Source organism: Cytobacillus firmus NBRC 15306, from assembly GCF_001591465.1.
In the GTDB taxonomy this organism is placed as follows: Bacteria; Bacillota; Bacilli; order Bacillales; family Cytobacillaceae; genus Cytobacillus; species Cytobacillus firmus.
In genome coordinates this window covers 16,339-41,070 of sequence record NZ_BCUY01000013.1, presented here as the reverse complement: position 1 = coordinate 41,070, position 24,732 = coordinate 16,339, and the positions used below count along the sequence as shown (strand labels likewise).

Here is a 24,732-nt window from a genome sequence, read left to right as displayed (position 1 = left end):
GTACCCGCTGATTGAGGTTTCACTTTATCAGAAAACAAAGCGGGGGATTAAAAAGTGTATTCAATTATTAAAAGAAAATGGCTTGTCATTGCCGTCTGGATCGCAGTGGCTGCCGGCTTATTTATGGCAGCACCAAACATGGCTGATCTGGTCCGTGATAAAGGGCAGATTACTGTTCCTGAAGAGTATTCATCCACACTTGCCGGGGATATCATGCAAGAAGTGCAGAAACAGGAAGGCGGCGGGGATGAGACCCAGGTCGCACTTGTTTTCCATAATGATAAAAAGCTCACAGGAGAAGAAATCAAAGAAGCGGAGAAAGCTATCCGGACGCTTGAAGACAAAAGTTCAGAAATGGGAATTACTGAAATTCTTACCCATTTTAATGAAGAAAGCTTAAAAGAACAGCTTGTTTCAGAGGATGGCAAGTCGATTCTTGCTTCTGTCAATGTAAGCTGGAACGATCGTGAGCCAGCAGAGCTGAGTGAAGAGCTTTATTCAGCTATTGATGATGCTGAGGTAGATCACTACTATACGAGTGAATGGCTGATCAATGAAGATCTCATGAACAGTTCTCAGGAAGGACTGAAAAAGACGGAAGGGATCACAGTCGTCTTTATTCTGGTCGTTTTGCTGCTGGTATTCCGATCAGTGGTTGCGCCAATTATTCCGCTCCTGACAGTGGGATTCACTTATCTTGCTTCACAATCTATTGTGGCATTTTTAGTAGATAAGCTGGATTTTCCGATTTCAAACTATACCCAGATTTTCCTTGTAGCGATTCTGTTTGGGATTGGAACAGACTATTGCATCCTGCTGCTTAGCCGTTTTAAAGAAGAGCTTTCCTATAATGAAAGCACAGCGGACGCCATTGTGGCAACATACCGCAATGCGGGGCGCACAGTATTTTTCAGCGGCCTGGCTGTTATGATTGGCTTTGCTGCAATTGGCTTCTCGCAGTTTATTCTTTACCAGTCAGCAGCAGCTGTGGCCATTGGTGTAGCGATCCTCTTAATTGCTTTATTTACGATTGTGCCATTCTTTATGGCGGTGCTGGGACAGAAAGTTTTCTGGCCTTCGAAAAAGAGTGCCGAGCATGGTGAAAGCAAGCTATGGGGTACGGCCGGCCGATTCTCGCTGGCGCGTCCATTTCTGGCATTGCTTATCGTGGCAGCTGTTTGTGTGCCATTCCTGGTGACGTATGACGGAGACCTTTCCTACAACTCCCTTGAGGAAATCGGCGGGGATGTTAATTCCATTAAGGCGTTTAATGCCATAGCTGACAGCTTTGGGCCGGGAGAATCCATGCCAACGCAGATCGTCTTGAAAAACGATGAGGAAATGGATTCAGCAGAATATGTAGGCCTGGCTGAAAAAATTAGCCGGGAGGTTGAAAAAACAGACTTGGTGGATACAGTTCGTTCTGTCACAAGACCAACTGGAGAGCCGATCGAAGACTTCTTTGTTGCCAAACAAGCTGAAACGCTTGAAGAAGGGCTTGGGGAAGGAAAAGATGGACTGAACAAAATTTCAGATGGCTTGAATGAAGCAAGCAGCGAACTGTCCAAATCAGAACCTGAGCTGCAGAATGCCACAAAAGGAATCAATGACTTGATTTCCGGCACCAATGAAATCAAGTCGGGTCTTGGAGAAATTCAGACAAACCTGGCAAAAATCGAAGATGGTATTCGTCAGGGATCTGCAGGTTCGGATCAAATTAAAGAGGGATTGGAAAAATCCAAGGCCGGTGCCGAAGAGCTTCTCGCTGGATATCAGCAGCTGCTAGTTGGGTATCAGTCAGCAGAAGAGGCCATTCCTTCCTTAATGGCGGGCTATAAAGAAATCCAGACGAACTTAAATCAGTTATCGGATGGCATCAGACAGGCAAATGAAGCACTGTTTGGCTATGTTGAAACAAAGGACCCTGAGTTGGCCCAAGACCCTCAATACCAAGCAATTAAAGGTCAAGTAGCTGGCCTTCAGCAGCAGCTTCCAAAAGTTTCAGAAGGTATCAATGCTGCTAATAGGGGGTTAACACAGCTGCAAAACGGCTTGGCGGAGGCAAATAAAAACTTCGGAACCGCCATATCCGGCCAAAAGGAATTAACTTCAGGGCTCCAGCAGCTTATTAAAGGAATCGAAGCCCAGCAGGCAGGACTCAATCAGCTTGCAGACGGTCAGGGACAAATCGTTAATAATTTTCCAAAGCTGACAAATGGTTTAGCCGGAATCAATGGAGGACAGGAACAGCTTCTTGCCGGATTTGGCGATCTTGGCGGACAAATCAGTCAGCTGACAGATGGCCTTGGCCAGAGTGCAGATGGGCTTGAGCAGGTATCTGAAGGACTCGGTTCTGCACAGGACTACCTGGCAGGTCTTTCAAACTCGGATAATATGGATGGTTTCTATCTGCCGCCTGAGGTTTTGGAGGATGAAGAATTTGCCCAGGTGTTTGATGTCTATTTGTCTGAGGACCGTAAAGTTATGACAATGGATGTTGTGCTTGAAGCAAATCCTTATTCTAATGAAGCCATTAACCAGGTAGATGAAATCAAGGAAGCTGTGGAAAGAGCGACAAAGGGGACTAAGCTTGAAAATGCGATTGTCGCAGTAGGCGGGATTACAAGTACCAATGCTGATTTAAGCACAATGTCTGATCAGGATTATTCCCGTACAGTCGTATTGATGCTGCTTGGCATTTCCATCATCCTTGTGTTCCTTTTCAGGTCTATCATCATGCCAATCTATTTAATTGGTTCATTGATTCTGACCTACTATACAAGTATGGCAATGAACGAAGCGATTTTTGTGAATCTGCTTGGATATACAGGCATCAGCTGGGCGGTTCCATTCTTTGCTTTCGTTATTCTCGTTGCACTTGGCGTCGACTACAGTATTTTCTTAATGGACCGCTTTAATGAATATCGTGACCTTTCAATCGCAGATGCAATGCTGTTATCCATGAAAAAGATGGGCACTGTTATTATTTCAGCTGCTGTAATCCTTGGCGGAACATTCGCGGCAATGATGCCATCCGGAATGCTGTCACTATTGCAGATCGCGTCCATCGTTCTGATCGGTTTAATGCTTTACGCACTGGTTGTGCTGCCGCTATTTATACCGGTCATGGTCAAGAACTTCGGCCAGGCAAACTGGTGGCCGTTTAAAAGAAGTGCAAATTAATTAAGTTGAGACTGTCTTTATGGCAGTCTTTTTTTGATGGTTAAATTTAAGCAGAAGCATAAAGCCCCAATTATCAGCATTGGGGCTTTCAGCTAAATCTTATGGATTTGTCGACCACATGCCGGCTGTTTTCACAAACACCCGAGGGTTCAATTTCAGCTGTGCTACCATGAATTCTGCCAGATCTTCCGGCTGCATGACTTTTTCAGGGTTGCCGTCTGTCAGGTTTGTTTCAATCGCAAGGTCAGTGGCAACCGTGCTTGGAGTTAACGCGCTAACTCGGATATTGTGTTTTCTAACCTCAAGCATCAGGGACTCTGTTAAGCCTAAAACGGCAAATTTGGATGCGCTGTATGCACTGGTGACAGGCGCACCTTTCTGGCCTGCTGTGGATGCAATGTTGATAATGTCTCCGGACTTCTGTTCAATCATTTCAGGGAGAACGGCTCTTGTAACATTATAAACACCCATTAAGTTGACTTTGATGATGCTTTCCCACTCAGCGGGAGAAAGCTCCAGAAATCCTCCAAACTTGGCGATTCCGGCATTGTTAATCAGGATATCCACAGAGCCAAGGTCTGACTTAATATGCTCGACTGCATGAGTAACAGCTTCAAGGTCGGCAACATCGGCTGCTGCAGCAGATACATTCACATCGTACTGGCTAAGTTCATCCGCCATTTTTTCCAGATTTTCAATCGTGCGCCCAAGCAAACCAATATGGACGCCTTCTTTTGCGAGCGCTATGGCTGCTGCACGGCCGATCCCTCTGCCTGCTCCCGTGATGAGAGCTGTTTTGCCTTTTAATGTATGCATCGTTTTTCCTCCTCTAAAAAAATCATTCATATACTACCAGAAAGGAGGTGAATTTCCTAATAAACCGCTTGCGCAGGTGGCACGTTTGAGGAAGCTGCAGGCATTATGATAAGATCACTTCAAATGAAAGGGGGAGATCTAGTGAAGCTCAGTGTATTGGATCAATCAGTCGTGGCGAAAGGGGATACTGCCGCTGAAACTTTTCGTAAAACAGTTAAGCTAGCTCAAATGGCAGAACAGCTTGGCTACACTCGTTTTTGGGTGGCTGAGCATCATAATTCAAATGGAATGGCTGGCTCCTCACCGGAAATTCTTATCTCACATATTGCATCAAGCACGAGTCAAATCAGGGTTGGTTCGGGCGGAGTTCTTTTGCCGCAATACAGTCCTTATAAAATTGCCGAAAACTTTAATGTTCTCCAGACATTATTTCCAGGAAGAATCGATTTAGGCGTTGGGAAATCCCCCGGAGGATCCGCATCCACCCGGCTTGCCCTGACAGATGGCGCAAGGAAAAGTCTGAATGAATTCCCGAGACAGCTTAGGGATTTGCAGGGGTTTTTGAACAAGGAGCTTCCAGAAGGACATCCTTATCAGCAAGTCAAAGCTTTTCCAGAGACTGAAGACCCTGCACTATTGTGGCTTCTTGGAATCACACATCGCGGAGCAAGGCTGGCTGCGGAAACGGGAGCTGCCTTTACCTATGGGCACTTTATCAATCCTGCCAATGGAAAGAGAGCAATGGATACATATTTCAGTCAATTCCAGCCTTCAGCAGCTTTGGCTGAACCGAAAGCAAATGTGTGTATTTTTATTGTATGCGCTGAGACACAGGAAGAGGCTGAAAAACTGGCATTGAGCCAGGATATGTGGCTTCTGGCAGTTGAAAAAGGGAGGGATACGAGATTAATCCCAAGCATAGAAGCTGAAGATATCCAGCTGACACATGATGAAAAAGAAAAAATTACTGAAAACCGCAAGCGGATGTTAGTTGGCACTCCGGCAACAGTAAAGGAAGAATTGAAGCTGCTGAGCGAAATCTACGGAACAGAGGAATTTATGGTCATTACCAATATTCATGACTTTCAAGGCAAGCTGAATTCGTACACACTGCTGGCCGAAGCTATCGGCTTAAGTGAAAATTAGTATTCACAATTCATCCACGGATTGAGGATTATTTTCATTTTGAACATCTCATTATTTCAAAATGTGCATAACTAATTCATTGATTTTTTTAATTTTTCAGAAGTATCCACAATTAAAGGCGTTTTTTGCCCGTTTCATCCACACAGCGTGGATAATTCAATGAGGCAATAGAGTTATCCACAAAAGAAATAATGATCGGAACAAAAAGTTATCCCCATACATACCCGTCTTTTTATTTATCCACATAAGTGATTGCCTGTCTCCCTATTTGTTCCTATCCGGCAATGAAGCTGTCTTAATCCTCATTCGTCATCAAAAAAGCCCGGTTTCCCGGGCTTTGATACAGCAGTTAATTAATTTCGGCTTTCCCGCTGGATACAGAGATGCGGATGTCATGTTCACCTGATCCATGCCTGCCTGAAATATCATTTTTATCCCGCTTTTCATCATCCAATTCGAAAGTGCTGCTGATATGGCCGCTGCTTGCTTTGCCTTTTAAGGTGAAGTCTGCATCATCAGGCAAATCAAGGCGGACAAAGCCTGAACTGGCTTCCACTTTAATAGAGTCAATCAGTTTGCCGACCATTATATCGAGATGTCCAGATGAGACCCCGGCGTCAAGCTTGCCCTGGTAGTTGCGGATCTTCACTTTGCCTGAACTCATATCTATATCGCCTGATCGGGCAAATAAGTGATCTGCATCCATCATTCCCGAGGAGCCTTCATGCTCAAATTCATCCGTCTTAATGTTGGCCAGGCTGACTTTTCCCGAGCTCATATTAACATCCAGGCTCTTAAGCTCGAAAGGTTTGCTCTCAGATTCACCGGCGAAATTCAAACTGCCGGAACCGATGTCAATGGACATGGATTTATTAAAATCTTCAGGAACGTAAACTTTCAGATTGCTTTTGTTATTGAAAAACTGAAAGCCATCCAGCCACTTTCTTTTGTATTCTACACGAACTTCGTTTCCTGATTTATTTACGGTAACTTTGCCTTTACCGTCTAGCTCCGCTCTAACATCATTCCTCTTTTCAGGAATAATGACTGTATCTGAGCTTGATACATCTATGCTGATATGGTCTGTCCTCTTGCTGAGAGAAGCTTCGGTACTGCTTCCTCCAAAGCTGAGCCAGCTGTTCACGCCGGTAAAGAGCAAATAGGAACAGACTAAAATGATAAAAATGGTGAAGATCCTTTTCACTATGAATCCCTGCTTTCCCTCAATAATTTCTTAATTATATTTTATGCTAATCTCCATTCATGCACATTGAGCCCCAGGTTTAATTTCAGCTAAGACCTGAGTCTTACGGAATATAATATATAGCTTTTTGTCCGGCGAAAGATGTGCAAACTTGAATATGTACACTGCAGCAGAAGTTGTAGAGAGGGGCTCTGCCTATAGTAACTCTCTAAAAAGAATTTTCTTTTCACTGCTAATATCTTATTATAAAAGGAAAAAACAGGAGAATCTATGAAAATCAAAAATGTTATTGGAAATGTCGGCAAGCCTGAGGTATGCGATAAAAAGCTGACTGCGCTTGAGCTGAAATGATTCAATCGCATATAAAGATTGTACCGATCTCAAAAGATCACGAAACTGCTGCAAAAGAATTAATATTGAAAGGATTCGAGGAACGCTCCGGATTTATTGACCATTCGTTAAATCCTGATTTGAACTGCCTTACAGAAACATACAGCGCTGAAGGTGCATTTTTTCTGGCTGGTTTAATTGATAATGAACTGGTGTGTACGGGTGCAATTACCAATGAAGGCAATGGGGAGTGCAGGCTGCAGCGAATGTCTGTAAAAGCGGTTATAAGGAGTATAAAATGGAAGCTGAGATGATCCACCTATCTAAAGAAATTTAGCGGATTTGCCTAAGGGCAAGTCCGATTTTTTTAAAAAAAGCATGCATATGAAGTGAGATGTTACATAATATATGTTATAATGTATTTGTGTTACATTGAAAAAACGATAAAGACAGTGGAAGCGGCAAAAGATAACAAAGCCAACGTCTCAGTCTCACTGTCACTTCTTTCGAATAGCAGCTTTGCACTATGCTAAAGATCCGCAATGAGCTGCTGTCATCATCTCTCCTGGCATTATCCTGTTCCTGGTGCAATAAAAAGAGATCCTCAACAAAGAAAGAACATTTTTTATAACCTATATCCTTTAATTAAATCTGAATAAAGAAGGTGATCGTATTGGCTGAATTTATTTGGCAGACTGATGCACTTATCCTGCTGGCTGCTATTCTTTTTATTATTGGAGTAATGACAACTAAATTTTCTGCACGGCTTGGCGTCCCCGCTCTTGTTCTGTTTATCGCGGTCGGAATGGGATTGGGGCAATTCATTTATTTTGATAATGCGAGAATTGCGCAGATGATTGGGGTTTTGGCCTTTATCATTATTTTGTTTGAAGGCGGACTGCAGACGAACTGGAAAACAGCCCGGACGGTCATTGTACCCTCTTTATCATTGGCAACCTTAGGTGTTGTGATTACCACCGGACTTGTTGCTGTGGCAGCAAAGTTTATTCTCGGTGTAGATTGGCCTGTCGCGGTGCTATTTGGTGCGATTGTCGGTTCAACTGATGCAGCTGCTGTTTTTGCTGTTTTAAAAGGGCAAAATATAAAGCCAAGGATTTCCGCAACACTGGAAGCCGAGTCTGGCTCCAATGATCCCATGGCAGTGTTCCTTACAGTTGCCATGATTGAGCTGATCATGATTCCCGGCTCCGGCATTTTTTCACTTGTTGGTTCCTTCTTTATCCAAATGGGAGTGGGAGCAATAGCCGGTCTCTTGTTTGGCAAGTTCGCAATATGGTCATTGAATAAAATTAACTTGGATTCAAGCGGGCTTTATCCTGTGTTTGCAACTGGCTTTGCCATGCTGACATATGGAATAACAGCTTATCTGGGAGGCAGCGGCCTTCTTGCTGTATATGTGGCGGGTATTATGATTGGGAACGCAGATATTGCTTATCGCCACTCTGTTTTCCGTTTTACGGAAGGTTTTGCCTGGATGATGCAAATTGCGATGTTCGTTATTTTAGGCCTTCTGGTCTTTCCGAATGAACTTTTCCAATCAGACATTTTGCTAAAAGGCCTGGCTCTTTCAGCACTTCTCATATTTGTTGCCAGACCTGCTGCTGTTTTCCTAACCACCATTAAAATGGGCTTTTCGATGAAAGAATTGATCTTCTTATCTTGGGCAGGATTAAAAGGGGCTGTGCCAATTGTGCTGGCCACTTTTCCGCTGTTATCCGGCGTGGAAGGCAGTCACGAAATTTTCAATGTTGTCTTTTTCGTTGTCCTGACCAGCGCTCTTATCCAGGGATCAACAATTACTTTGTTAGCTGAAAAGCTCGGTCTGACTGGGCCTGAGAAGGCTACTCCCATGCATTCCCTGGAATTGGTTTCCCTTGGGAAAGCAGATGCTGAAATGATTGAATTCGAAATCAAAGAAGATGCATTCATTGTCGGGCAAAATCTGATGGAGATTCCTTTTCCTGAAGGCTCACTTGTCAATGCAATCATTCGTAAAGATGAGTTAATTACTCCAACAGGCAACACCCAAATTGAGCAGGGAGATTTTCTTTACATCCTTACTAAGAGAAAATATAAAAGAGAGCTCAAGCTGCTGCTGAAAAAGAAAAAACCAGCTGAGACTTTGATTGAGGCAGAGGCGTAGGCAAAATAAGGAACCAGTGTGGAGAGGATCTGCACTGGTTTTTTGCATTTTCGCGGATAATGCAAGTTAAATCACGGATAAAATCAAAATTTCGTCGTTATCTTCAATTTTTCGCGGAAAAATTTTCTGTGCAGCTGCGAATGTCCAAAGTATTAGACATCCTGCCATCTGAAATGCTACCATGAGAACAGTTTCGGCCCAAAAGGTGGCAGGATGAAAAATAAAATAAAGGAAATACGAAAAAAGCTGGGAATAACTCAGAAAAGGCTCGCTCACGAATGCAGTGTAGCCAGGCAGACAATTAACTGCATCGAAAATAATAAATATGATCCCACACTGGAGCTCGCTTTTAAAATTTCTAAAACATTAAAAGTAAAGGTAGATGAATTGTTTATTTATGAGTAAATTTAATGCTGATACAATCATTACGATGAAGGATATTGTACGTGAGGGTGATTCGATCCTGCGTGAAGTAACAAAGGAAGTCACAGTGCCTTTGACTGAAGAAGATCGCGGAACGCTGATTGCGATGATGCAGTATTTGAAGAACAGTCAGGATCCTGCCATTGCAAAGAAATATGGTTTGCGACCGGGCATTGGATTATCCGCCAACCAAATTGGCCTGAACAAGCGCATGTTTACTGCTTATTTTACCAATGAAAAAGGTGAACCCCAGGAGCATTATTTAATTAACCCGAAAATTATCAGCCACTCTGTCGGTGTCATTTTTCTTCCGGAGGGTGAAGGCTGTTTGTCTGTAGACCGTGATGTAAAAGGGTATGTGCCCCGTTATGAGCGTATTAAGGTAAAAGCACATAATTTTGATGGAGAGGAAGTGACACTCCGATTTAAGGGGATTCCTTCTATCATCATGCAGCATGAAATCGACCATCTTAACGGAATTATGTTTTACGATCGAATTGATAAAAATGATCCGTTCAAAGTTCCGGAACACTCGGTTATGGAGAACTTTTAGAAGCATAGGCCATGGGTTTATGCTTTTTGTTTTATGGAAATAGAATGTGGTAAATATTTAATAACCATTTATAACAAACAATAACAAAAGGAGGATTAGGTAAATGGATGATAAAACTGCTGAAACGAATATCAGGCTAAATGAAAAGCTTGAAGATCAGATCCCTCTGGGTGAATTTTGATTATTGCTGCCTTTTGATTGCAAACCAGGTGGGGATTCGCCCTGATCGTCAGGAGAAATATGATTTTTCAGATCCTTATATTTCTTCTTCAGCAGTTCTGATTACACATGAAACTAATGATTCAGTTTCGAGCTTTGAAGACATAGAGGGTTTGAAGGCCGCACAGTCCATGACAAGCAATTATGCTGATATGGCAAAATCATATGGTCCGGAAATTGTAGGAGTAGACGGATTTAATTGTAGTGATCGGACCTTCCGGATCCGGAAAAACGACCTTGCTGCGGTGCTTAAATGTACTGGAGCAGCCTACTTCAGGCCTGCTTGCCATAGACGATCAAGTCCTCGACTTTTCTCAGAAGGTCTTGAAAAGGCAAATACCTCCCTTCAGGCGCCTTACGGGAATGGTTTTTCAGAACTATAACTTATTTCCGCATATGACTGCACTCGAAAATGTCATGGAGGGGCCGGTTACAGTGAAAGGCGAATCAAAGGAAATGGCAAAGGAAAAGGGGGAAATGCTTTTAAGAAAAGTTGGTTTAACGGATAAACCTGCCTATTATCCTTTTCAGCTTTCAGGCGGCCAGCAGCAGCGGGTAGGGATTGCACGGGCTCTTGCAATGGAACCAAAGGTTATGCTATTTGATGAGCCTACTTCGGCACTGGACCCTGAACTAGTTGGAGAAGTGCTGAAGGTGATGAAGGATCTGGCCGCTGAAGGAATGACGATGGTGGCCGTTACTCATGAGATGAGATTTGCCAGGGAAGCAGCGGATGAAATCATTTTCATGGACGGCGGTATTGTCGTGGAACGCGGCAAACCTGAACAGATATTCTCCAGTCCAAAAGAAGTGCGCACCAGCCAGTTCCTGAATTTAATTCAATAAACAGGCCTCTGCAGAAAGGCAGGGGTCAATTTTATAAAAAAAAATGCTTCCTTAACAGGAAGCGGAAAAAAGGGGGATTTACACTTGTAGGATTAGTATGTCCGGGCAGAGAAGTTCTTATTCATATTTTCTAAAAATAATTAATTGATTTAAACATATTTAAGGGTGCCCTTTTGCCGCGGGGTTTATTCCATGGTATTCGTGCTATACTGAAAATAGAATCCGGTGGGAGAGGTGTTAAAATGAAGGAAAATATTTTAATTTGTGTAAGCAATCCCAATCATGCGGAAAGACTGGCCCAGAGAGGAAAAAAACTGAAGGAAGCTTTTCAGGGAGGGGGCTATATTCTCTCCGTAGAAAACCGGAAACAGGAAGAGTTTAACTTTAACGAGCTTCAGACAAAATACTTGTTCGAAAGTTTAGCAGAGAAATACGGGCTGAAGATGCTTGCCAAGAATGCTGGGGGCAAGAAAACTGCCAGGGTGATCGCTGAAGTGGTTCAGGAGTATAATATTACCCAGATTATTCTTGGACAGGCTGTACAAACCAAGCTGGAGCGCATGGTAAAGCCTTCGCTGGTCAATGAATTATTCCAGCTGCTTGATGGGGTGGATATTCTTGTCGCAGAAGTTTCCAGAAAGGTCCATGACCCTTCTGATGATACAGATAAAGGGCTGCCGGCCCAGATCGTCAAAAAAGGCTCCGATTATCATCTAATCATTGGAGAAAGTCACGACAATGGAATAAAGGGCCTCTTCTTTAAAGAATTATCCTCCGACTTCTCAAATGGTTTTTTTGTGATACAAAGAGAAAATAGCCATGAAGTGCTGCGTATTCACGATGGTGTTGTTGATAGTAATATATTGGAAGATAAATAAGAAAGCCGGCCCGCAGCCGGCTTTTAACATATTTAAATTAAGTCGTTTACATAATATACTTTTCCGCTCTCAATCTCCTTATGCAGCAGCAGGCCGACCAATGCGTTTGCCACAGTTTCCGTATCCCTTAGCATTCCTTTCTCCTTATATTCCTGGAATTTCTCCAGATCATGAAATGCTTCCTTCGCTGAAGAACGAATGGTTCTCTGCATATCTGTGTCCATGACACCTGGGCTAAAGGCAATAATCTTATGGCTGCTTCCTGCTGTCTGCAATTCCAATGCAGCAGTTTCCGTGAACATATTTATTCCGGCTTTTGTGCTGCAGTATGCACTCCACCCCTGTATGGGCCTTTCCGCAGCGCCTGAAGTAATATTGACAATGACCATATCACTTGAAACTTCACGCAGCAGGATGTTCGAAATCATAATGGGAGCAATCAGATTAACGTGAGCATTTTGTATAAATGCCGCATGATTGAGATTCCCGGCTGTACCGATTGGATCAATGACCCCTGCGTTGTTAAATACATATACGGTCTCCGGCTGTTTTTCCTGCAATAGTGCTGTCAGTTTGCTGAAAACAGATTCAAGCTCATCCGGTGAGGACAGGTTGCAGAAATATTGAGCGTAGAATACGTGGTTCTCTGCAGCAAGTTTCGCCAATTCCGGGTTTTCGGTCCTTGATACAGATATGATTCCTGTTCCTTCAGTCATCATTCTCCTGGCAATGGAAGCTCCTAACCCTTTTGATGCGCCTGTTATAATAGCCAATTTCACTTTAATCACTCCTATTTTCTGCTTCATTATCTACTATTAAAGCAGAAAACAATTATTTTTTCCTGTATCGGCCATTGTGTTCCTGTCTGAATGCCTTCATTTCATCCTCTATTAAATTGATAATGGAGAGGGTAATTCCTGAAAACAGGCAGGCAGCCGTTATCGTGCTTATGCCAAACAGAAGGTAAAGAAAATAGGTGCTGAAAAAAGTAAACAGGAGACAATAATGACAAGCGCTAATCTTTCGCATTGACCGGCTCTGCCTTCCAGTAATAATCACTGAACACATCCGCAAATGCTTTAATGGAATTATTCAGTTCATCCAAATTATTTTCCACACCTCCGAACTCCATCAGAAGGGCCCGTTCGGAAAGATCCTGGTTGTATATGCCGTTGCCTTCACTTTTTCCTTTCACAATGACCCCCCTGCTAATTCCCTTATATTTTACTTCCAGTGCCTGGTGGAGCTCAGTAGCCACTTTTAAGTTCTGCTCATAGTTTTTGTGCTCCTTGCCGACGACAAAAAACAGTCGGGCGTATGGCTCCTGGCCAATTAATGCGGTTGTTTTCCCGCGGGGCAGCGAATCTCTGTGAATATCGATTAGGAATTTAACATCTTTATTCTCTGTCATGGCAGTTTGAACCGTTTCTCTGGACATCGTATAGGAATTTTCCCAGTTCCAGCCCTTCTTTTTCAGTTCTGCGGCTATGTTGGTTTTATCATGCTCAGCACCTATGCCTTTTCTGGCCAGTTCTTCACTAAGCTTTTTCCCGACAGCAATAACATTCACCTGTTCATTGGGACTGACGGCCTCATCTGTATTCTTTACATCTTTTAATAACGGAGCAAACGATTCCCAGCTGTGGGAATGGTAAATGAAAACCCCTTTTTCGTCAGGAATTACCGGGGGAGCAGCATTTTCCTCATTTTGGCCGTTATTCATGGCCAGTTCTTTTTCTTTTAAAAGAACTTCAAGAGGAGGGGCAGATTCCACTGGCAGGTTGGTAAAATCGGTACCCTCTCCGGCAACGGCAATACCGGTATCAAAAATCGAAAAACCAGGAAGCTCCCGGCCAAGGAACGTTCTAATATCCTGCGGCTGTGTGTTGGTTGCCAGCTTAAAAAGGGTTCCGGACAGGGAGTAGCTATCAGCAGGAGCTTCCTTATAAAAATAATGGTTTTCAGCTTTCAAAAAGTGAATGAAGAGCTGGCCGGCTTTAATATCCTTCAGCAGCACATTCATATGTGACGAAGAAAAGGCAGCCGGATAAAGCGTAATAGCCCCGGCTAGTGCCACTACGGCACAAATACTGAAAAGCCAGCTGTTTATATAAAAGAAAATAGAATGGACATTTAATTTAGAATTCATATAAATCCCTCCACTCTCTAAATATATGACGGATAAGCTGATTTAGAAGATAGGGGATTTCCTTAATATAAAAGAGGCTACAGAAGATATCACGAAAGAAGAGGACAAAAAAGTGGTCCTGAATGATCTTGCATCCATATAGTATAAAATACATATTAAAAGAAATCCTTTGTACTAAATCTTAAATGGCCTGAAAGGTCCTTTTATTTTTTGAAAAGATTTCATTGTTTTATCACAAATGGCTATTATAGTTATCTTATCAAAGAACAATATAGATAAAGAGAGGGACATTCAATTGAAAAAGATATTATTCAGCATAATGGCGGGGTTACTTGTTCTTGGCGGGTGCAGCCAATCAGAAGAAGAAAAGCCTGCAAAAAACGGTGAAGTGCCGCAAATTATTGAAGCTGTCATCGAGGTGCCTGAAACTATGAACCCTGGCGAGGAGGCAGCCCTTGCTGTCACTGTCAAACAAGGCGATGAGGCTGTAACAGATGCGGATGAGGTGAAGTTTGAAATCTGGCAGGAAGGACAAAAAGAAAACGGTGAAATGATAGAGGCAAAGCACGGCTCAGAGGGTAAATATACTGCTGATCATACTTTTACTGAGGAAGGCCTCTACTATGTTCAGTCCCATGTTACGGCAAGGAGCCAGCATACCATGCCAATGGTTTCGGTACAAGTTGGTGAAGCAAAAGCGGAGGACTCAGGAACGGGGCATGATCAGGAAAATGAGAGCCATGAAGAAGGCCACTCTCACGGGCATGGCGGTGAGGTATCCATTGAGCTGCAGGCCCCTGACCAAATCCATGCGAACGAACAAACACAATTATCTGCCTTGGTTGAAAACGAAGGGGAACCGCTGGCGGATGCTAAAGTAAAGCTTGAAATCTCACTGAATGGTGCAACACCTCAATGGGTGAATATGTCTGAAACAGAGCCGGGCAATTACACAGCCGGCCATCAGTTTACAAATGCAGGCACATACACCATCACGACACATGTGGAAAAAGGCGACGACATTCACGAGCACTCAGAAACTGAATTAACGGTGCAATAAAAACTTTTCAGCGGGGTTGATTAATATCCCCGCTGATTTTTAATTGGAGGGGGATTTTTTAATTCAGTCTTGATGGAAACATCGGACACAAAACCCCGGAAAAAGCCTCTGAAAGTCAGAACCCCTCCCCGAGCCCCAAGAGCAACTTCGATCAAGAGGACCAAAGAAACTGGCACAGATACCCCAATCCCGGTTTCGTGATAATATAAAAGGAGAGATTACAGAAAAGCAGGTGTCAGAGAGATGTCAGATACACATTTGCATTTTAATACGGGAATTGGGGTCCAAAAGCCTAATAGCATTCGGAATAAGGATATCAGCTGCCCTTTTTGTGCAAGGGAGGAGCTGATGGATATCATTGCCGTTGAGGATTCAATCATTTTGCTGAAAAATAAGTTTCCTGTTCTTGAAAACTCCTATCAGACGGTGCTGATTGAAACGGATCAATGTGACGGTGAGCTGTCGTTTTACCCTGAGGAGCATTTGGTCAAGTTAATTTCATTTGGTTTAAAGCATTGGCTGCTAATGGAAGAAAGCGGGGAATATGAGTCTGTATTATTTTTCAAAAACCATGGCCCATTATCCGGGGGAAGTATCGCTCACCCGCATATGCAGATTGTGGGATTAAAAAATATAGATTACAAGGAAAAAATTCAGGCGCAGGATTTTGAAGGGCTCCTCATTCATGAGGAAAGCGGCACGGTGTTCACTTTATCGACTTCCCCGAGAATAGGCTTTTATGAATTCAATGTGAAGCTTGCCGATCAGGATGATATTCCGTACTTTGCGAAATGTATTCAGACTGCTGCCCATTATATTCTGAATGCCTTCCCTTTCCCAAGCAATAGTTATAACTTGTTTTTCTACAAGCTGGGCAGGGAGATTTACGCGAAGATTGTTCCGCGCTATATTACAACGCCTATTTTCATCGGCTACAGCATCCCTCAGGTGCCTAATAATCTCGAGTGGATGAGAGATGATATAAAAGTGAGATATTTCAGCGGGGAGTTTAAAACCGGGTCTTAATACCCTTTGTATTCGAATAAAGAGTATCTTAGACTATGCTGAATATGGCCGTAAATATCTATTCTCAGTAATCGTAAAAATTTGAAATAATAACCATTCGCTTTTAGAAGTTGTGATTTATCTCTATAAAAAATATAATGAAATATTGTAGCGAGGAATAATGTGACGTACATATCCTATTCCTTGCGCTGTTCCGTTATGCCTTAAAAGCTAAAGGCAAATGGTTTTTGTTTTTTAAAGGAGAATGATCATGACCTCAAATCGATATACACCCCCTAAGCTGGATTGGGGCTTAGTATTAATCTTGATGCTGCTATTCCTGGTAAGTGCCATATCTATTTACAGCGCACAAACAACAGGACAATATACAGAAAACTTCCTTTTGAAGCAGGTTGTCTGGTATGCCGTTGGAACAGGAATCATCGCTGCGGTAATCACACTGGATTCCGATCAGCTGAAGAAGATTTCCTGGTATGTGTATGGCCTGGGCATTGTACTGCTTGGATTCCTGGTTGTGGCGCCAGCAAGCATAGCCCCTGTCATTAATGGGGCAAAAGCATGGTACAAGGTTCCGGGGATGGGTTCCCTTCAGCCAGCTGAGCTTGTTAAAGTGTTCATTATTTTGGTATTGGCAAAAACGATCGACGAGCATCATCAAAAAAATCAATACAAAACCATGCAGACTGATTTATGGCTGCTGATTAAATTGGCTGGATTAACAATGGTGCCCCTGCTGCTGGTTATGCAGCAGCCCGATTTAGGGACAAGCCTTGTATTTCTGGCAATCATGCTTGGCATGATCTTCATTTCAGGAATCAGCTGGAAGCTGCTGGCCCCTATATTTGGAACAGGAGCGGCTTTTGCAGGCACCATTTTATATTTTGTTTTATGGCATCCGGATATCCTTGAGAAGTATCTGGGAGTAAAGGAATATCAGTTTGCACGCATCTATTCCTGGATTGACCCCTATAATTACCAAAGTTCAACCGGATTTCAGCTGACGCGTTCTCTCCTTGCCATTGGATCCGGGGAAACAAGCGGGAAAGGATATGGAACGAGGGAGGTCTATTTGCCGGAAAGCCATACCGACTTTATTTTCAGTATTGTAGGTGAAGAATTTGGTTTTGTAGGGGCAAGCATTGTTGTCAGCCTTTTCTTTCTGCTGATTTACCATATTACCAAGATTGGCATGGAAACGAAGAACAATTTCTACACCTATATTTGTGTAGGTGTTATCAGCATGGTTACATTCCATGTCTTTCAAAATATCGGAATGACCATCGGCCTTTTGCCCATCACAGGCATTCCGCTTCCTTTCATCAGCTATGGAGGAAGCTCGCTGATGGGGAATATGCTGGCCATGGGGCTGATTTTCTCCATTCGCTACCATTATAAAAAATATATGTTCTCGACTAGTGATTAAATAGAAAGAGCGGGCTTAATACAGCCCGCTCTTACTCAATAATGCCGGTTTCTTCGACATCGACATTGCATTTTACATCAAATTCAAGCGTTTTATATTCATCCTCCCACTTTTTATAATCAAATTTCCGATGCTGTGTTTTTTTAATTTGGCCCAGCCCAACTGGATCGATTCCAAGCTCCTGAAACTGCTTCAGCAGCTTGAGGCATTCCCTTTCAACCTTTTTCTCCAGTTTTTTTTCAACGTCATTAACCACTTCTGAAGTCAGCTTTCTGCCGGTATACTCACGGATAATGCCTTCAATATTAATGTTAATGGAAGCGTGATTATCAATAATTTTAATTTTATGTTTGGATTTAATACTCTTAACAGCAGCAAGATTTCCTTTTTCTAACTTAACATCGAAATTTCCTTGACTATATTTGTCAACCAGCAGTTTAAAAAAGAACAAATCCTTTAAAGGCAGAATTTCTACCTCCTTATCCTTGTCGAAAAGGCTGACTCCAATTATCTCCACTTTATCATCCGCAATCTTTTTGATGCGGGGAAGAAAAGTATCTTTACCTGTCTCATAATAATCACGGGAGACAATGTGAAGGTTGGTTTTCGGAATATCCCGATGATCAATATTATGCTGTATCAAATTATATATGTAAGTTGAATTGCCCCTTGTTCCATACTCTCCCTTCATCACATCTTCAGCTTTATCCTCAGAGGTCACAACAAATACCCGTGCTCCTATACTTGCGTCTCTTTGAAAAGAATCTATCAAGTCATAGATCCCCTCTCTTGAAATCTCAGGTCCGAAGACGGCCACCTTTAACCCGCCTGTCACTACGGGCTCAGATGATTGCCGGGTCACATCTAATAAAAGATCTTGGCGGAGCTTTCCACTTCCTGAAAAGGTCCGGTTTATCACACTTTTATCAGGCTGGAATTCCTGAAATAATACTGTCCCTCTGTATTTGTCTTTTGAATCCTCTGCTAAATCGTAGCCAACCCCTACTTCAATGTTAATCTCATCCAATATTTCTTTGTCCACACAGCCGGAAAGCAGCAGCACAAGACAGATAAGCAGCTGTTTTTTCATTTCTTTTTCCCCTTTTTCAGCTTTTTGGTCATCATGACAGCAGCAAAAAGCAAAGGAATATAAATAAAGTTAAAAATAAATCCCATTTTACCAACATAGTCATTAAGCGTATTGATTTCTTTCCTTGTATCCAAAAAATTTATAATGGATAGCACTGCGGCTACAACAAAAAACACGCCCGCTTTCTGGCGGATATTAAAAACCCTTTTAATGAGCCTTGAGGCGATCCAGACGGATATGCACACATTAGGAAGAATGATTAAGTTCCAGTTGGCAATCCCAATATATTCAAATCGTTCAACAAAGGGCATTTCAACTATTTTCCACATTGTTAAGCTGGGCCAAATTTGTTTAGAAAGCTGGTCTTCGGAAAAATAGGCAAAGGTAATGATGGCTAAAATCGTGTATATAATAGTAGTTGTCAATACGGCAAAATGAGCCCATTTCTGTGATTTTTTTGGTTCTTTAATAAAAGGGTAGAAAAAAATGATGCTTTCAAACCCAATAAAAGCAAGGGACATATGGTAAGATGCAGTAAGCAGCTCTTTTATGGAATGATCCCAAATGGGCAGCAGATTGTAAAAGTTGGAGAATTTAATCGCCCAGCCAAATGTGAGGAGAAGGTAGGCCGGCAAAACAAGCCCAAAGAATGCGATACCCACGACTGTCCTAAATCCCCCAAAAATAATGTATACACAAAGTGCCATAAAGGCAAAGGAGAACCAGAAGGTGCTGATTTCCGGAAACATCCAAACCTGTATGACTTCTATAAATGTCCTTAGTACTGTTAAAGAAAACAGGATAAAATAGGCAATGAAAATGGCGCTGAGTGCTTTGCCAATAAAGTTTCCTGCGACGTATTTATGTGCAGTTACAATATCACCGCCAGCAGTCTCACAGATTTTATAGATCAGCCAAACAATTACATGAATGCATCCGCCGGCAAATAATATGGATATCCAGGCATCGTATCCTGCATCCATTGCAATAATCCTCTGATACCCTAATACGCCAATTCCGATTTGTATAGACATGACCATGTAAAATACTAAAAAGGGGGAAATTTGTAATCTCTCTGGTATTGGCTGTTCCTTCATCTGGTTCACCTCCATATGATAATCTCAAAACGCTCTGTGCAGATACCAGCTCCATTATTCATCAATATCTTTTTTCTTTTTTGCTTTTTTCTTGTTAAAGCGGATAGGGTTCTTAGTCCTTAAGAAAATCGGCCTTTTGGATTGTTTTTCAAATGGAAGCCGGATAAGGGCATCCTTCATATCCACCACCCGAGGGGGGTAGAGCGGTTCAAGGAATGGCCTTCCAAGTGAAGTCAGCCTGGTTAAATGAGTCAACAGTACACAGAAGCAAAATACAATTCCGAGCAGGCCCCATAACTCTGCGAAAAACAGAAAAGGAAAGCGAAGCAAACGAATAGTATTGCCCATTCTGTAAACAGGTGTTGTAAAGGAAGCGAGAGCTGCAAGGGCTACAATAATAAGCAGGACGTTACTCGTCAGGCCTGCTTCTACAGATGCAGTTCCTATTACAATTCCTCCCACGATACCGATTGTCTGGCCGACCTTCGTCGGAAGACGTGCCCCAGCCTCGCGAAGCAATTCAATCGTAAGCTCCAGAAACAGCGCTTCAAGAATAGGAGGAAATGGAATCTCCCGCCTTGATGTGATTAAAGTACTCATCAAATCCTTGGGAATGAGTTCATAATGATATGAAAGAGTTGCTACATAAATAGGTGTAATCAGAATAGAAAACGCAACCGCGAACAAACGGATCAGCCGGAAAAAAGAAGATAATATCCAATTTAAAAAATAATCTTCAAAAGAGCTGAAAAACTCAACGAGAGTGGTTGGCGTTATTAATACATGGGGTGAGCCGTCAACCACAATAGCGATTTTTCCCTCTGCCAAAATTCCCGCGACCCTGTCAGGCCGCTCTGTATCAAGCAGCTGCGGGAAAGGGGAATTGGAGTTGTCGCTAATCAGCTGGACAATATAGGAACTGTCTGTGATGGCATCAAATTTCACATTCTTAAGTCTCTGCCTGACAGTGTTTACATTATCCTCATTCGTGATATTTTCCATATAAAGTATTGCGACTGAAGTCTTTGACAGGCTTCCCAGTGTGAATTCTTCAATGATCAGTTCTTTTACAGGCAGACGTTTCCGGATTAAATTCAAATTTTGGCCCATAGATTCTACAAAGGCTTCCTTAGGACCGATAACAGAAAACTCAACCTCAGGGTGGCTGAGACCTCTGACTATTTCTTTTTGCGCAGCTATAAAGCCGAAATGTTTGAGCTCTGTCTCAATCGTCAGCATGACGTAGCCATTCATCAGCTTTTGTTCAATTAAAGAAGGGTCGTCGCAAATCTGTACATCAGCCACAGGAACAAGCTGTTTAATGTCTTCGATTTCGCTGAACTCGTCTTCCAGCAAATTAGGGAGAATACCATCCTGGATAATATTTTCATCGATTAAAGTAGCCATGAAAGTAAGTCCAAAACGCACATTCGTTTTTTGGTTATAATAAAAGATTTTTTTAAAGTCTTTGGATTTAATGAAGGATTGCTCCCATTCCTTATGCTCTACATCCTCTTTAATCCGCTTATTCTTCAACCATTTCCTCATAGGTAAATCACCATCATTTTCGGCATTACGCTTATTGTTGCCGGTTTTGGAAAACTTATGAATGGAAGGCAATAAAAAAAGGTTGGATGTCGGGAAAATATAAGGAAATAGTGAGGGCAAATAAAAAAAGGAACCTGGGTCGGGTTCCTTTTTGTCCAGCTCTGGCGCCTGGCCGCTCTAGTCCGCTGGGCAGGCGCTGAATCTAGTATATATTTGAGCTCTCATAAAAGAGGGGGTATTATGGGAGCGCAATCACAAGTTTTGCATTTACTTCACAAGGTATTTCTCAATGTCATCCAGTAGCAGGTTAGCAGCAATCACGCCTCCTGCAGTGTTCCAGATGGTGTCACTGACTTCATGAACATTGCCTTCCTGAGCTACTTTAAGGTTTTTGAATAATGGATCTTCAATCCATTCTTTTGCAAGCTTGTTTGCTTCGCCATCGCCCGTTTCATATGTGAAGTAGAATAATACATCTCCATCCATGGCAGGAATGCGTTCTTTTGTTGCATTTACCTCAGCGAAGTCATCTACATTCTGGCTTTCCGGGCGTGCAAGTCCAATTTGATCAAGAATGACGCCTGAGAAGGAGTCTTTATGGTAGATGCGAACGTCCCCATTCATGAAACGGACAATGGAAACTTCCTGGTTTAATTTATCGCCAAGGCTAGTTTTAATTTCTTCGATGCGGCTGTCATAATCAGCAAGGACTTTTTTGCCTTCTCCTTCTTTATTGAGTGCTTTGGCGTAAAGCTCGAAATTTTCCTTCCAGTCTCCGCGCAATGTTTCAGCAAAGACAGTAGGGGCAATATCATTTAATTGATCATAGATTTTTTCCTGGCGCATCTTGTTGCCGATGATAAGGTCCGGCTGCAGCGCTGCGATTGCTTCTACATTGACTTCGCTCTCTGTTCCCACAACCTGAACATCTTTCATATCATCAGCGATATGGTCATACCACGGATTTCCAGTCCAGGACTGAACGGCACCAACTGGAGTAACACCCAAGGAAAGTAATGCTTCTGTACCTTCGTTTGTCAAAATGACAACTTTTTCAGGTGCTTTATCAAGCTTAGTTGTGCCCATTGCATGCACAACTGTATAGCTTGTATCTTCTGATTTGGTTCCTTCTTTTTCCTTATCGGCTTTCTCATCCTGTTCGCTGCTATTCCCGCAGGCAGCAAGGAACAAGATTGTGAAAACTGAAAGAATGGCAAGTAAATACTTGAATTTCATTATGTACTCCTCCATTTTGCGTTGTTAATGATAATCATTTTCATTTGATGCTTTTATAGTAATGTGAACGCTTTAAATTGTCAAGAGGTAATTGAAAATCATTTTCATTTAATTTTTGAAATGATTAATGAAAATGATTTTCAAACTCATTGACAGCTAATCCTCTGTACAATAGACTGAAAATGTAACTAAACCTTATTAAATAGACGCAAGAAGGGTCTCTCTATGCTATTAAAAACAAATTCTCTGAGATGGGCTGGGCTATTTGCAGCAGCTCTCCTATTATTAGTATTAATGTCTTTCAGTATTGTATACGGATATACCGATACAACCTGGAAGATGGCAATTGATGCATTTACAAACTTCGATGGTACGAATGAACACATAATCATTCAATCTGTCCGTCTGCCGAGAGCATTGATTGCAGCGGCAGTAGGGGCAAGCTTAGCGATTGCGGGTGTCCTGCTCCAGTCATTAACAAAGAATCCTCTTGCTGCTCCTGAGATCTTCGGGATCAACGCAGGTGCCGGATTTGCAGTTGTCATTACAGTAACGCTATTTTCCATCAGTAATCTGCAGGTCTTTACATGGGTTTCATTTCTGGGAGCTGCTGTTTCATTTATATTTGTATATATTATCGGCTCTATCGGCAGGGAAGGGCTGACACCGATGAAATTAACCCTTGCCGGTGCGGCGATGAGTGCCATGTTTGCTTCGATGACACAAGGCTTTCTCGTCATTAATGAGACTGCCCTGGAACAGGTGCTGTTTTGGCTGGCAGGATCTGTGTCCGGCAGGAAGCTTGAGACCCTCGCATCTGTTTTCCCGTATTTACTGGCCGGCTGGATCTTTTCCCTCATCATTGCTGGAAAATTGAATGTCCTGTCAATGGGTGAGGACGTAGCGAAAGGGCTGGGCCTGAAAACAGGATTGCTTAAACTGGGCGCAGGCATTGTTATCGTTCTTCTGTCAGGGGGAGCGGTAGCTGTCGCAGGTCCCATAGGCTTCCTCGGCATTGTCATTCCACATTTGACCCGGGCTGTCGTTGGCATTGATCACCGCTGGGTTATTCCTTATGCAGGTCTTCTTGGCGGAATGCTCCTTCTGATTGCAGACATTGCATCCAGGTACATCATCATGCCGCAGGAAGTACCTGTTGGCGTCATGACCGCCGTCATTGGAACTCCTTTCTTTGTGTATATTGCCAGAAGGGGGTTCAATAAATAATGAAAAAATATTATAATCTGCGCCTTTTGGGCGATAAGATATCTTTTTTAGTAAACCGGAAAGCACTTATCACATTTTTATTATTGGCAGCAGCGGCTGCTGTAGTCTTCGTGATCAGCACCGGTACAGGTGAAATGAAGATCAGCCCTCTAAAGGTAGTGCAGGTATTCTTTGGCGGGGGCTCGGATATGGACAGGCTGATCATTCAGTCATTCAGACTCCCAAGAATCATCGTTGCCTTAATGGTGGGAATGGCGCTTGCTGCTGCGGGGGGAATCCTGCAGGGTATTATAAGAAATCCGCTTGCATCTCCTGATATTATCGGGATTACAGGGGGAGCATCTGTAGCAGTTGTAGGTTTTCTTGCTTTCTTTAGTAATAAAAACAATGCATTAACTGTAAGTATTAATTGGATGCCTCTTGCTGCTTTTGCGGGTGCTGCTATTTTGGCTTTCCTTGTTTATTTTCTAGCCTACAAGGATGGAGTGTCGCCAATACGCCTTGTCTTAATTGGGATTGGGCTTGCAAGCTTAATGAAGGCACTGACCACTTTGATGATGGTCTTTGGGCCAATTTACCAGGCCAGCCAGGCGAATATCTGGATAACCGGGACAGTTTACGGTTCGAATTGGGATAATGTCGCAATTTTAGTCCCGTGGACACTCGTGTTTCTAGTACTTGCGTTTATTCTGGCGCGCAATGTTAATATCCAGGAACTTGGCGATGATATTGCCATGGGTGTAGGCAGCACTGTACAGAAATACCGTTTTCTGCTGCTGATGGTCAGCACGGCATTAATTGGAGGAGCTGTCGCATTCGGCGGAGGGATAGGCTTTGTCGGCTTAATGGCTCCTCATATGGCGCGAAGGATGGTAGGCTCTGCTTTTGGCGCTTTGCTTCCGGCTTCTGCTCTGATTGGCGGAATCCTGGTCATGGCAGCCGATCTGATAGGCAGGACTTTGTTCTCGCCGCTTGAAATTCCGGCGGGGGTGTTTACAGCCAGCATCGGCGCACCTTACTTTATTTACCTGCTTTTCAAGACAAGAAACGCATAAGCTGGAAAAGCTTGAAGCTCGTATGATACAGGCAACTGGAGAGCCTATAGATATAAATA

General features: G+C 42.8%; 20 protein-coding genes and 2 pseudogenes. 14 read left to right on the top strand and 8 right to left on the bottom strand.

The window, feature by feature from the left end; all coding sequences use genetic code 11:
• Positions 1-54: 54 nt before the first annotated feature.
• Complete coding sequence (locus tag BFI01S_RS06065; RefSeq protein WP_061791805.1) at positions 55-3,183, top strand: MMPL family transporter; 3,129 nt, start codon at positions 55-57, stop codon at positions 3,181-3,183.
• 99 nt (positions 3,184-3,282) lie between these two features.
• Here the strand turns inward: BFI01S_RS06065 and BFI01S_RS06060 are convergent, their stop codons facing one another.
• Positions 3,283-3,999 carry a 3-ketoacyl-ACP reductase gene (locus BFI01S_RS06060; protein ID WP_048008430.1) on the bottom strand — a complete coding sequence of 239 codons (717 nt, stop codon included), beginning with the start codon at positions 3,997-3,999 and terminating at the stop codon, positions 3,283-3,285.
• Positions 4,000-4,140: 141 nt separating this feature from the next.
• On the opposite strand from BFI01S_RS06060, the gene BFI01S_RS06055 reads away from it, so the two are divergent.
• Positions 4,141-5,145, top strand: a complete 1,005-nt coding sequence (locus BFI01S_RS06055) for an LLM class flavin-dependent oxidoreductase (protein ID WP_061791804.1) — start codon at positions 4,141-4,143, stop codon at positions 5,143-5,145.
• Between the two features lie 349 nt (positions 5,146-5,494).
• Here BFI01S_RS06055 and liaG read toward each other — a convergent pair whose 3' ends face one another.
• Entirely contained in the window at positions 5,495-6,349 is an 855-nt protein-coding gene (gene liaG, locus BFI01S_RS06050) for a LiaG family protein (RefSeq protein ID WP_061791803.1), read from the bottom strand.
• 347 nt (positions 6,350-6,696) lie between these two features.
• On the opposite strand from liaG, the gene BFI01S_RS06045 reads away from it, so the two are divergent.
• The 7 genes and pseudogenes from BFI01S_RS06045 to BFI01S_RS06020 all read left to right on the top strand — a co-directional run bounded on the left by BFI01S_RS06045 (position 6,697) and on the right by BFI01S_RS06020 (position 11,762).
• Positions 6,697-6,993: a hypothetical protein gene (locus tag BFI01S_RS06045; protein WP_174521683.1), complete on the top strand. Its 297-nt coding sequence runs from the start codon at positions 6,697-6,699 to the stop codon at positions 6,991-6,993.
• A 359-nt stretch (positions 6,994-7,352) separates the two neighbouring features.
• Positions 7,353-8,843: a potassium/proton antiporter gene (locus BFI01S_RS06040; protein ID WP_061791802.1), complete on the top strand. Its 1,491-nt coding sequence runs from the start codon at positions 7,353-7,355 to the stop codon at positions 8,841-8,843.
• Between the two features lie 213 nt (positions 8,844-9,056).
• Positions 9,057-9,248: a helix-turn-helix transcriptional regulator gene (locus BFI01S_RS06035; RefSeq protein WP_061791801.1), complete on the top strand. Its 192-nt coding sequence runs from the start codon at positions 9,057-9,059 to the stop codon at positions 9,246-9,248.
• Positions 9,241-9,819, top strand: a complete 579-nt coding sequence (def, locus tag BFI01S_RS06030) for a peptide deformylase (RefSeq protein WP_061791800.1) — start codon at positions 9,241-9,243, stop codon at positions 9,817-9,819. Before BFI01S_RS06035 ends, def begins: the two co-directional genes overlap by 8 nt.
• Before the next feature lie 194 nt (positions 9,820-10,013).
• Positions 10,014-10,325, top strand: a pseudogene (locus BFI01S_RS22315) (transporter substrate-binding domain-containing protein); the annotation flags it as partial.
• Positions 10,234-10,884: pseudogene (locus BFI01S_RS06025) on the top strand (amino acid ABC transporter ATP-binding protein); the annotation flags it as partial. The pseudogenes BFI01S_RS22315 and BFI01S_RS06025, both read left to right, overlap by 92 nt.
• A gap of 242 nt (positions 10,885-11,126) precedes the next feature.
• Positions 11,127-11,762: an adenine nucleotide alpha hydrolase family protein gene (locus BFI01S_RS06020; protein WP_061791799.1), complete on the top strand. Its 636-nt coding sequence runs from the start codon at positions 11,127-11,129 to the stop codon at positions 11,760-11,762.
• Positions 11,763-11,794: 32 nt separating this feature from the next.
• Here BFI01S_RS06020 and BFI01S_RS06015 read toward each other — a convergent pair whose 3' ends face one another.
• Together BFI01S_RS06015 and spoIIP are read right to left on the bottom strand one after the other, a co-directional pair.
• Positions 11,795-12,541 (bottom strand): (S)-benzoin forming benzil reductase, encoded by a 747-nt coding sequence (locus BFI01S_RS06015; RefSeq protein WP_061791798.1) that lies wholly within the window; start codon positions 12,539-12,541, stop codon positions 11,795-11,797.
• A 236-nt stretch (positions 12,542-12,777) separates the two neighbouring features.
• A complete protein-coding gene (gene spoIIP, locus BFI01S_RS06010; protein WP_061791797.1) occupies positions 12,778-13,911 on the bottom strand; it encodes a stage II sporulation protein P in 1,134 nt (377 codons plus the stop codon).
• A 295-nt stretch (positions 13,912-14,206) separates the two neighbouring features.
• Here spoIIP and BFI01S_RS06005 point away from each other — a divergent pair, with 295 nt between their 5' ends.
• From BFI01S_RS06005 to rodA, 3 genes are all read left to right on the top strand, one after another.
• The gene (locus BFI01S_RS06005) at positions 14,207-14,971 is read left to right on the top strand and encodes a FixH family protein (protein WP_235831114.1); all 765 of its coding nucleotides are present in this window, start codon (positions 14,207-14,209) and stop codon (positions 14,969-14,971) included.
• A gap of 243 nt (positions 14,972-15,214) precedes the next feature.
• Positions 15,215-15,997 carry a DUF4931 domain-containing protein gene (locus tag BFI01S_RS06000; RefSeq protein ID WP_061791796.1) on the top strand — a complete coding sequence of 261 codons (783 nt, stop codon included), beginning with the start codon at positions 15,215-15,217 and terminating at the stop codon, positions 15,995-15,997.
• A 250-nt stretch (positions 15,998-16,247) separates the two neighbouring features.
• Entirely contained in the window at positions 16,248-17,420 is a 1,173-nt protein-coding gene (rodA, locus tag BFI01S_RS05995; RefSeq protein ID WP_035329332.1) for a rod shape-determining protein RodA, read from the top strand.
• Between the two features lie 31 nt (positions 17,421-17,451).
• On the opposite strand, the gene BFI01S_RS05990 is transcribed toward rodA, so the two are convergent.
• From BFI01S_RS05990 to BFI01S_RS05975, 4 genes are all read right to left on the bottom strand, one after another.
• Positions 17,452-18,510: a Ger(x)C family spore germination protein gene (locus tag BFI01S_RS05990; protein WP_061791795.1), complete on the bottom strand. Its 1,059-nt coding sequence runs from the start codon at positions 18,508-18,510 to the stop codon at positions 17,452-17,454.
• Positions 18,507-19,607, bottom strand: a complete 1,101-nt coding sequence (locus BFI01S_RS05985) for a GerAB/ArcD/ProY family transporter (protein ID WP_061791794.1) — start codon at positions 19,605-19,607, stop codon at positions 18,507-18,509. The genes BFI01S_RS05990 and BFI01S_RS05985 overlap by 4 nt, the downstream gene beginning before the upstream one ends.
• 54 nt (positions 19,608-19,661) lie before the next feature.
• Complete coding sequence (locus BFI01S_RS05980; protein ID WP_061791793.1) at positions 19,662-21,155, bottom strand: spore germination protein; 1,494 nt, start codon at positions 21,153-21,155, stop codon at positions 19,662-19,664.
• A gap of 267 nt (positions 21,156-21,422) precedes the next feature.
• On the bottom strand, positions 21,423-22,391 hold the full coding sequence (locus tag BFI01S_RS05975) for an ABC transporter substrate-binding protein (RefSeq protein WP_061791792.1): 969 nt from the start codon (positions 22,389-22,391) through the stop codon (positions 21,423-21,425).
• A gap of 225 nt (positions 22,392-22,616) precedes the next feature.
• On the opposite strand from BFI01S_RS05975, the gene BFI01S_RS05970 reads away from it, so the two are divergent.
• Positions 22,617-23,618, top strand: coding sequence for a FecCD family ABC transporter permease (locus tag BFI01S_RS05970; protein ID WP_061791791.1), 1,002 nt, complete (start codon positions 22,617-22,619; stop codon positions 23,616-23,618).
• Positions 23,618-24,673 (top strand): FecCD family ABC transporter permease, encoded by a 1,056-nt coding sequence (locus BFI01S_RS05965; RefSeq protein WP_061791790.1) that lies wholly within the window; start codon positions 23,618-23,620, stop codon positions 24,671-24,673. Before BFI01S_RS05970 ends, BFI01S_RS05965 begins: the two co-directional genes overlap by 1 nt.
• Positions 24,674-24,732 lie beyond the last annotated feature (59 nt).

What these genes read in the sequence shown, in the direction of transcription:
- BFI01S_RS06060 (WP_048008430.1), bottom strand. Translation starts at nt 3,999, where the DNA reads ATGCATACATTAAAAGGCAAAACAGCTCTCATCACGGGAGCAGGCAGA.
- BFI01S_RS06045 (WP_174521683.1), top strand. Translation starts at nt 6,697, where the DNA reads ATGATTCAATCGCATATAAAGATTGTACCGATCTCAAAAGATCACGAA.
- BFI01S_RS06035 (WP_061791801.1), top strand. Translation starts at nt 9,057, where the DNA reads ATGAAAAATAAAATAAAGGAAATACGAAAAAAGCTGGGAATAACTCAG.
- def (WP_061791800.1), top strand. Translation starts at nt 9,241, where the DNA reads ATGAGTAAATTTAATGCTGATACAATCATTACGATGAAGGATATTGTA.
- BFI01S_RS06020 (WP_061791799.1), top strand. Translation starts at nt 11,127, where the DNA reads ATGAAGGAAAATATTTTAATTTGTGTAAGCAATCCCAATCATGCGGAA.
- spoIIP (WP_061791797.1), bottom strand. Translation starts at nt 13,911, where the DNA reads ATGAATTCTAAATTAAATGTCCATTCTATTTTCTTTTATATAAACAGC.
- BFI01S_RS06000 (WP_061791796.1), top strand. Translation starts at nt 15,215, where the DNA reads ATGTCAGATACACATTTGCATTTTAATACGGGAATTGGGGTCCAAAAG.
- rodA (WP_035329332.1), top strand. Translation starts at nt 16,248, where the DNA reads ATGACCTCAAATCGATATACACCCCCTAAGCTGGATTGGGGCTTAGTA.
- BFI01S_RS05990 (WP_061791795.1), bottom strand. Translation starts at nt 18,510, where the DNA reads ATGAAAAAACAGCTGCTTATCTGTCTTGTGCTGCTGCTTTCCGGCTGT.
- BFI01S_RS05985 (WP_061791794.1), bottom strand. Translation starts at nt 19,607, where the DNA reads ATGAAGGAACAGCCAATACCAGAGAGATTACAAATTTCCCCCTTTTTA.
- BFI01S_RS05980 (WP_061791793.1), bottom strand. Translation starts at nt 21,155, where the DNA reads ATGAGGAAATGGTTGAAGAATAAGCGGATTAAAGAGGATGTAGAGCAT.
- BFI01S_RS05975 (WP_061791792.1), bottom strand. Translation starts at nt 22,391, where the DNA reads ATGAAATTCAAGTATTTACTTGCCATTCTTTCAGTTTTCACAATCTTG.
- BFI01S_RS05970 (WP_061791791.1), top strand. Translation starts at nt 22,617, where the DNA reads ATGCTATTAAAAACAAATTCTCTGAGATGGGCTGGGCTATTTGCAGCA.
- BFI01S_RS05965 (WP_061791790.1), top strand. Translation starts at nt 23,618, where the DNA reads ATGAAAAAATATTATAATCTGCGCCTTTTGGGCGATAAGATATCTTTT.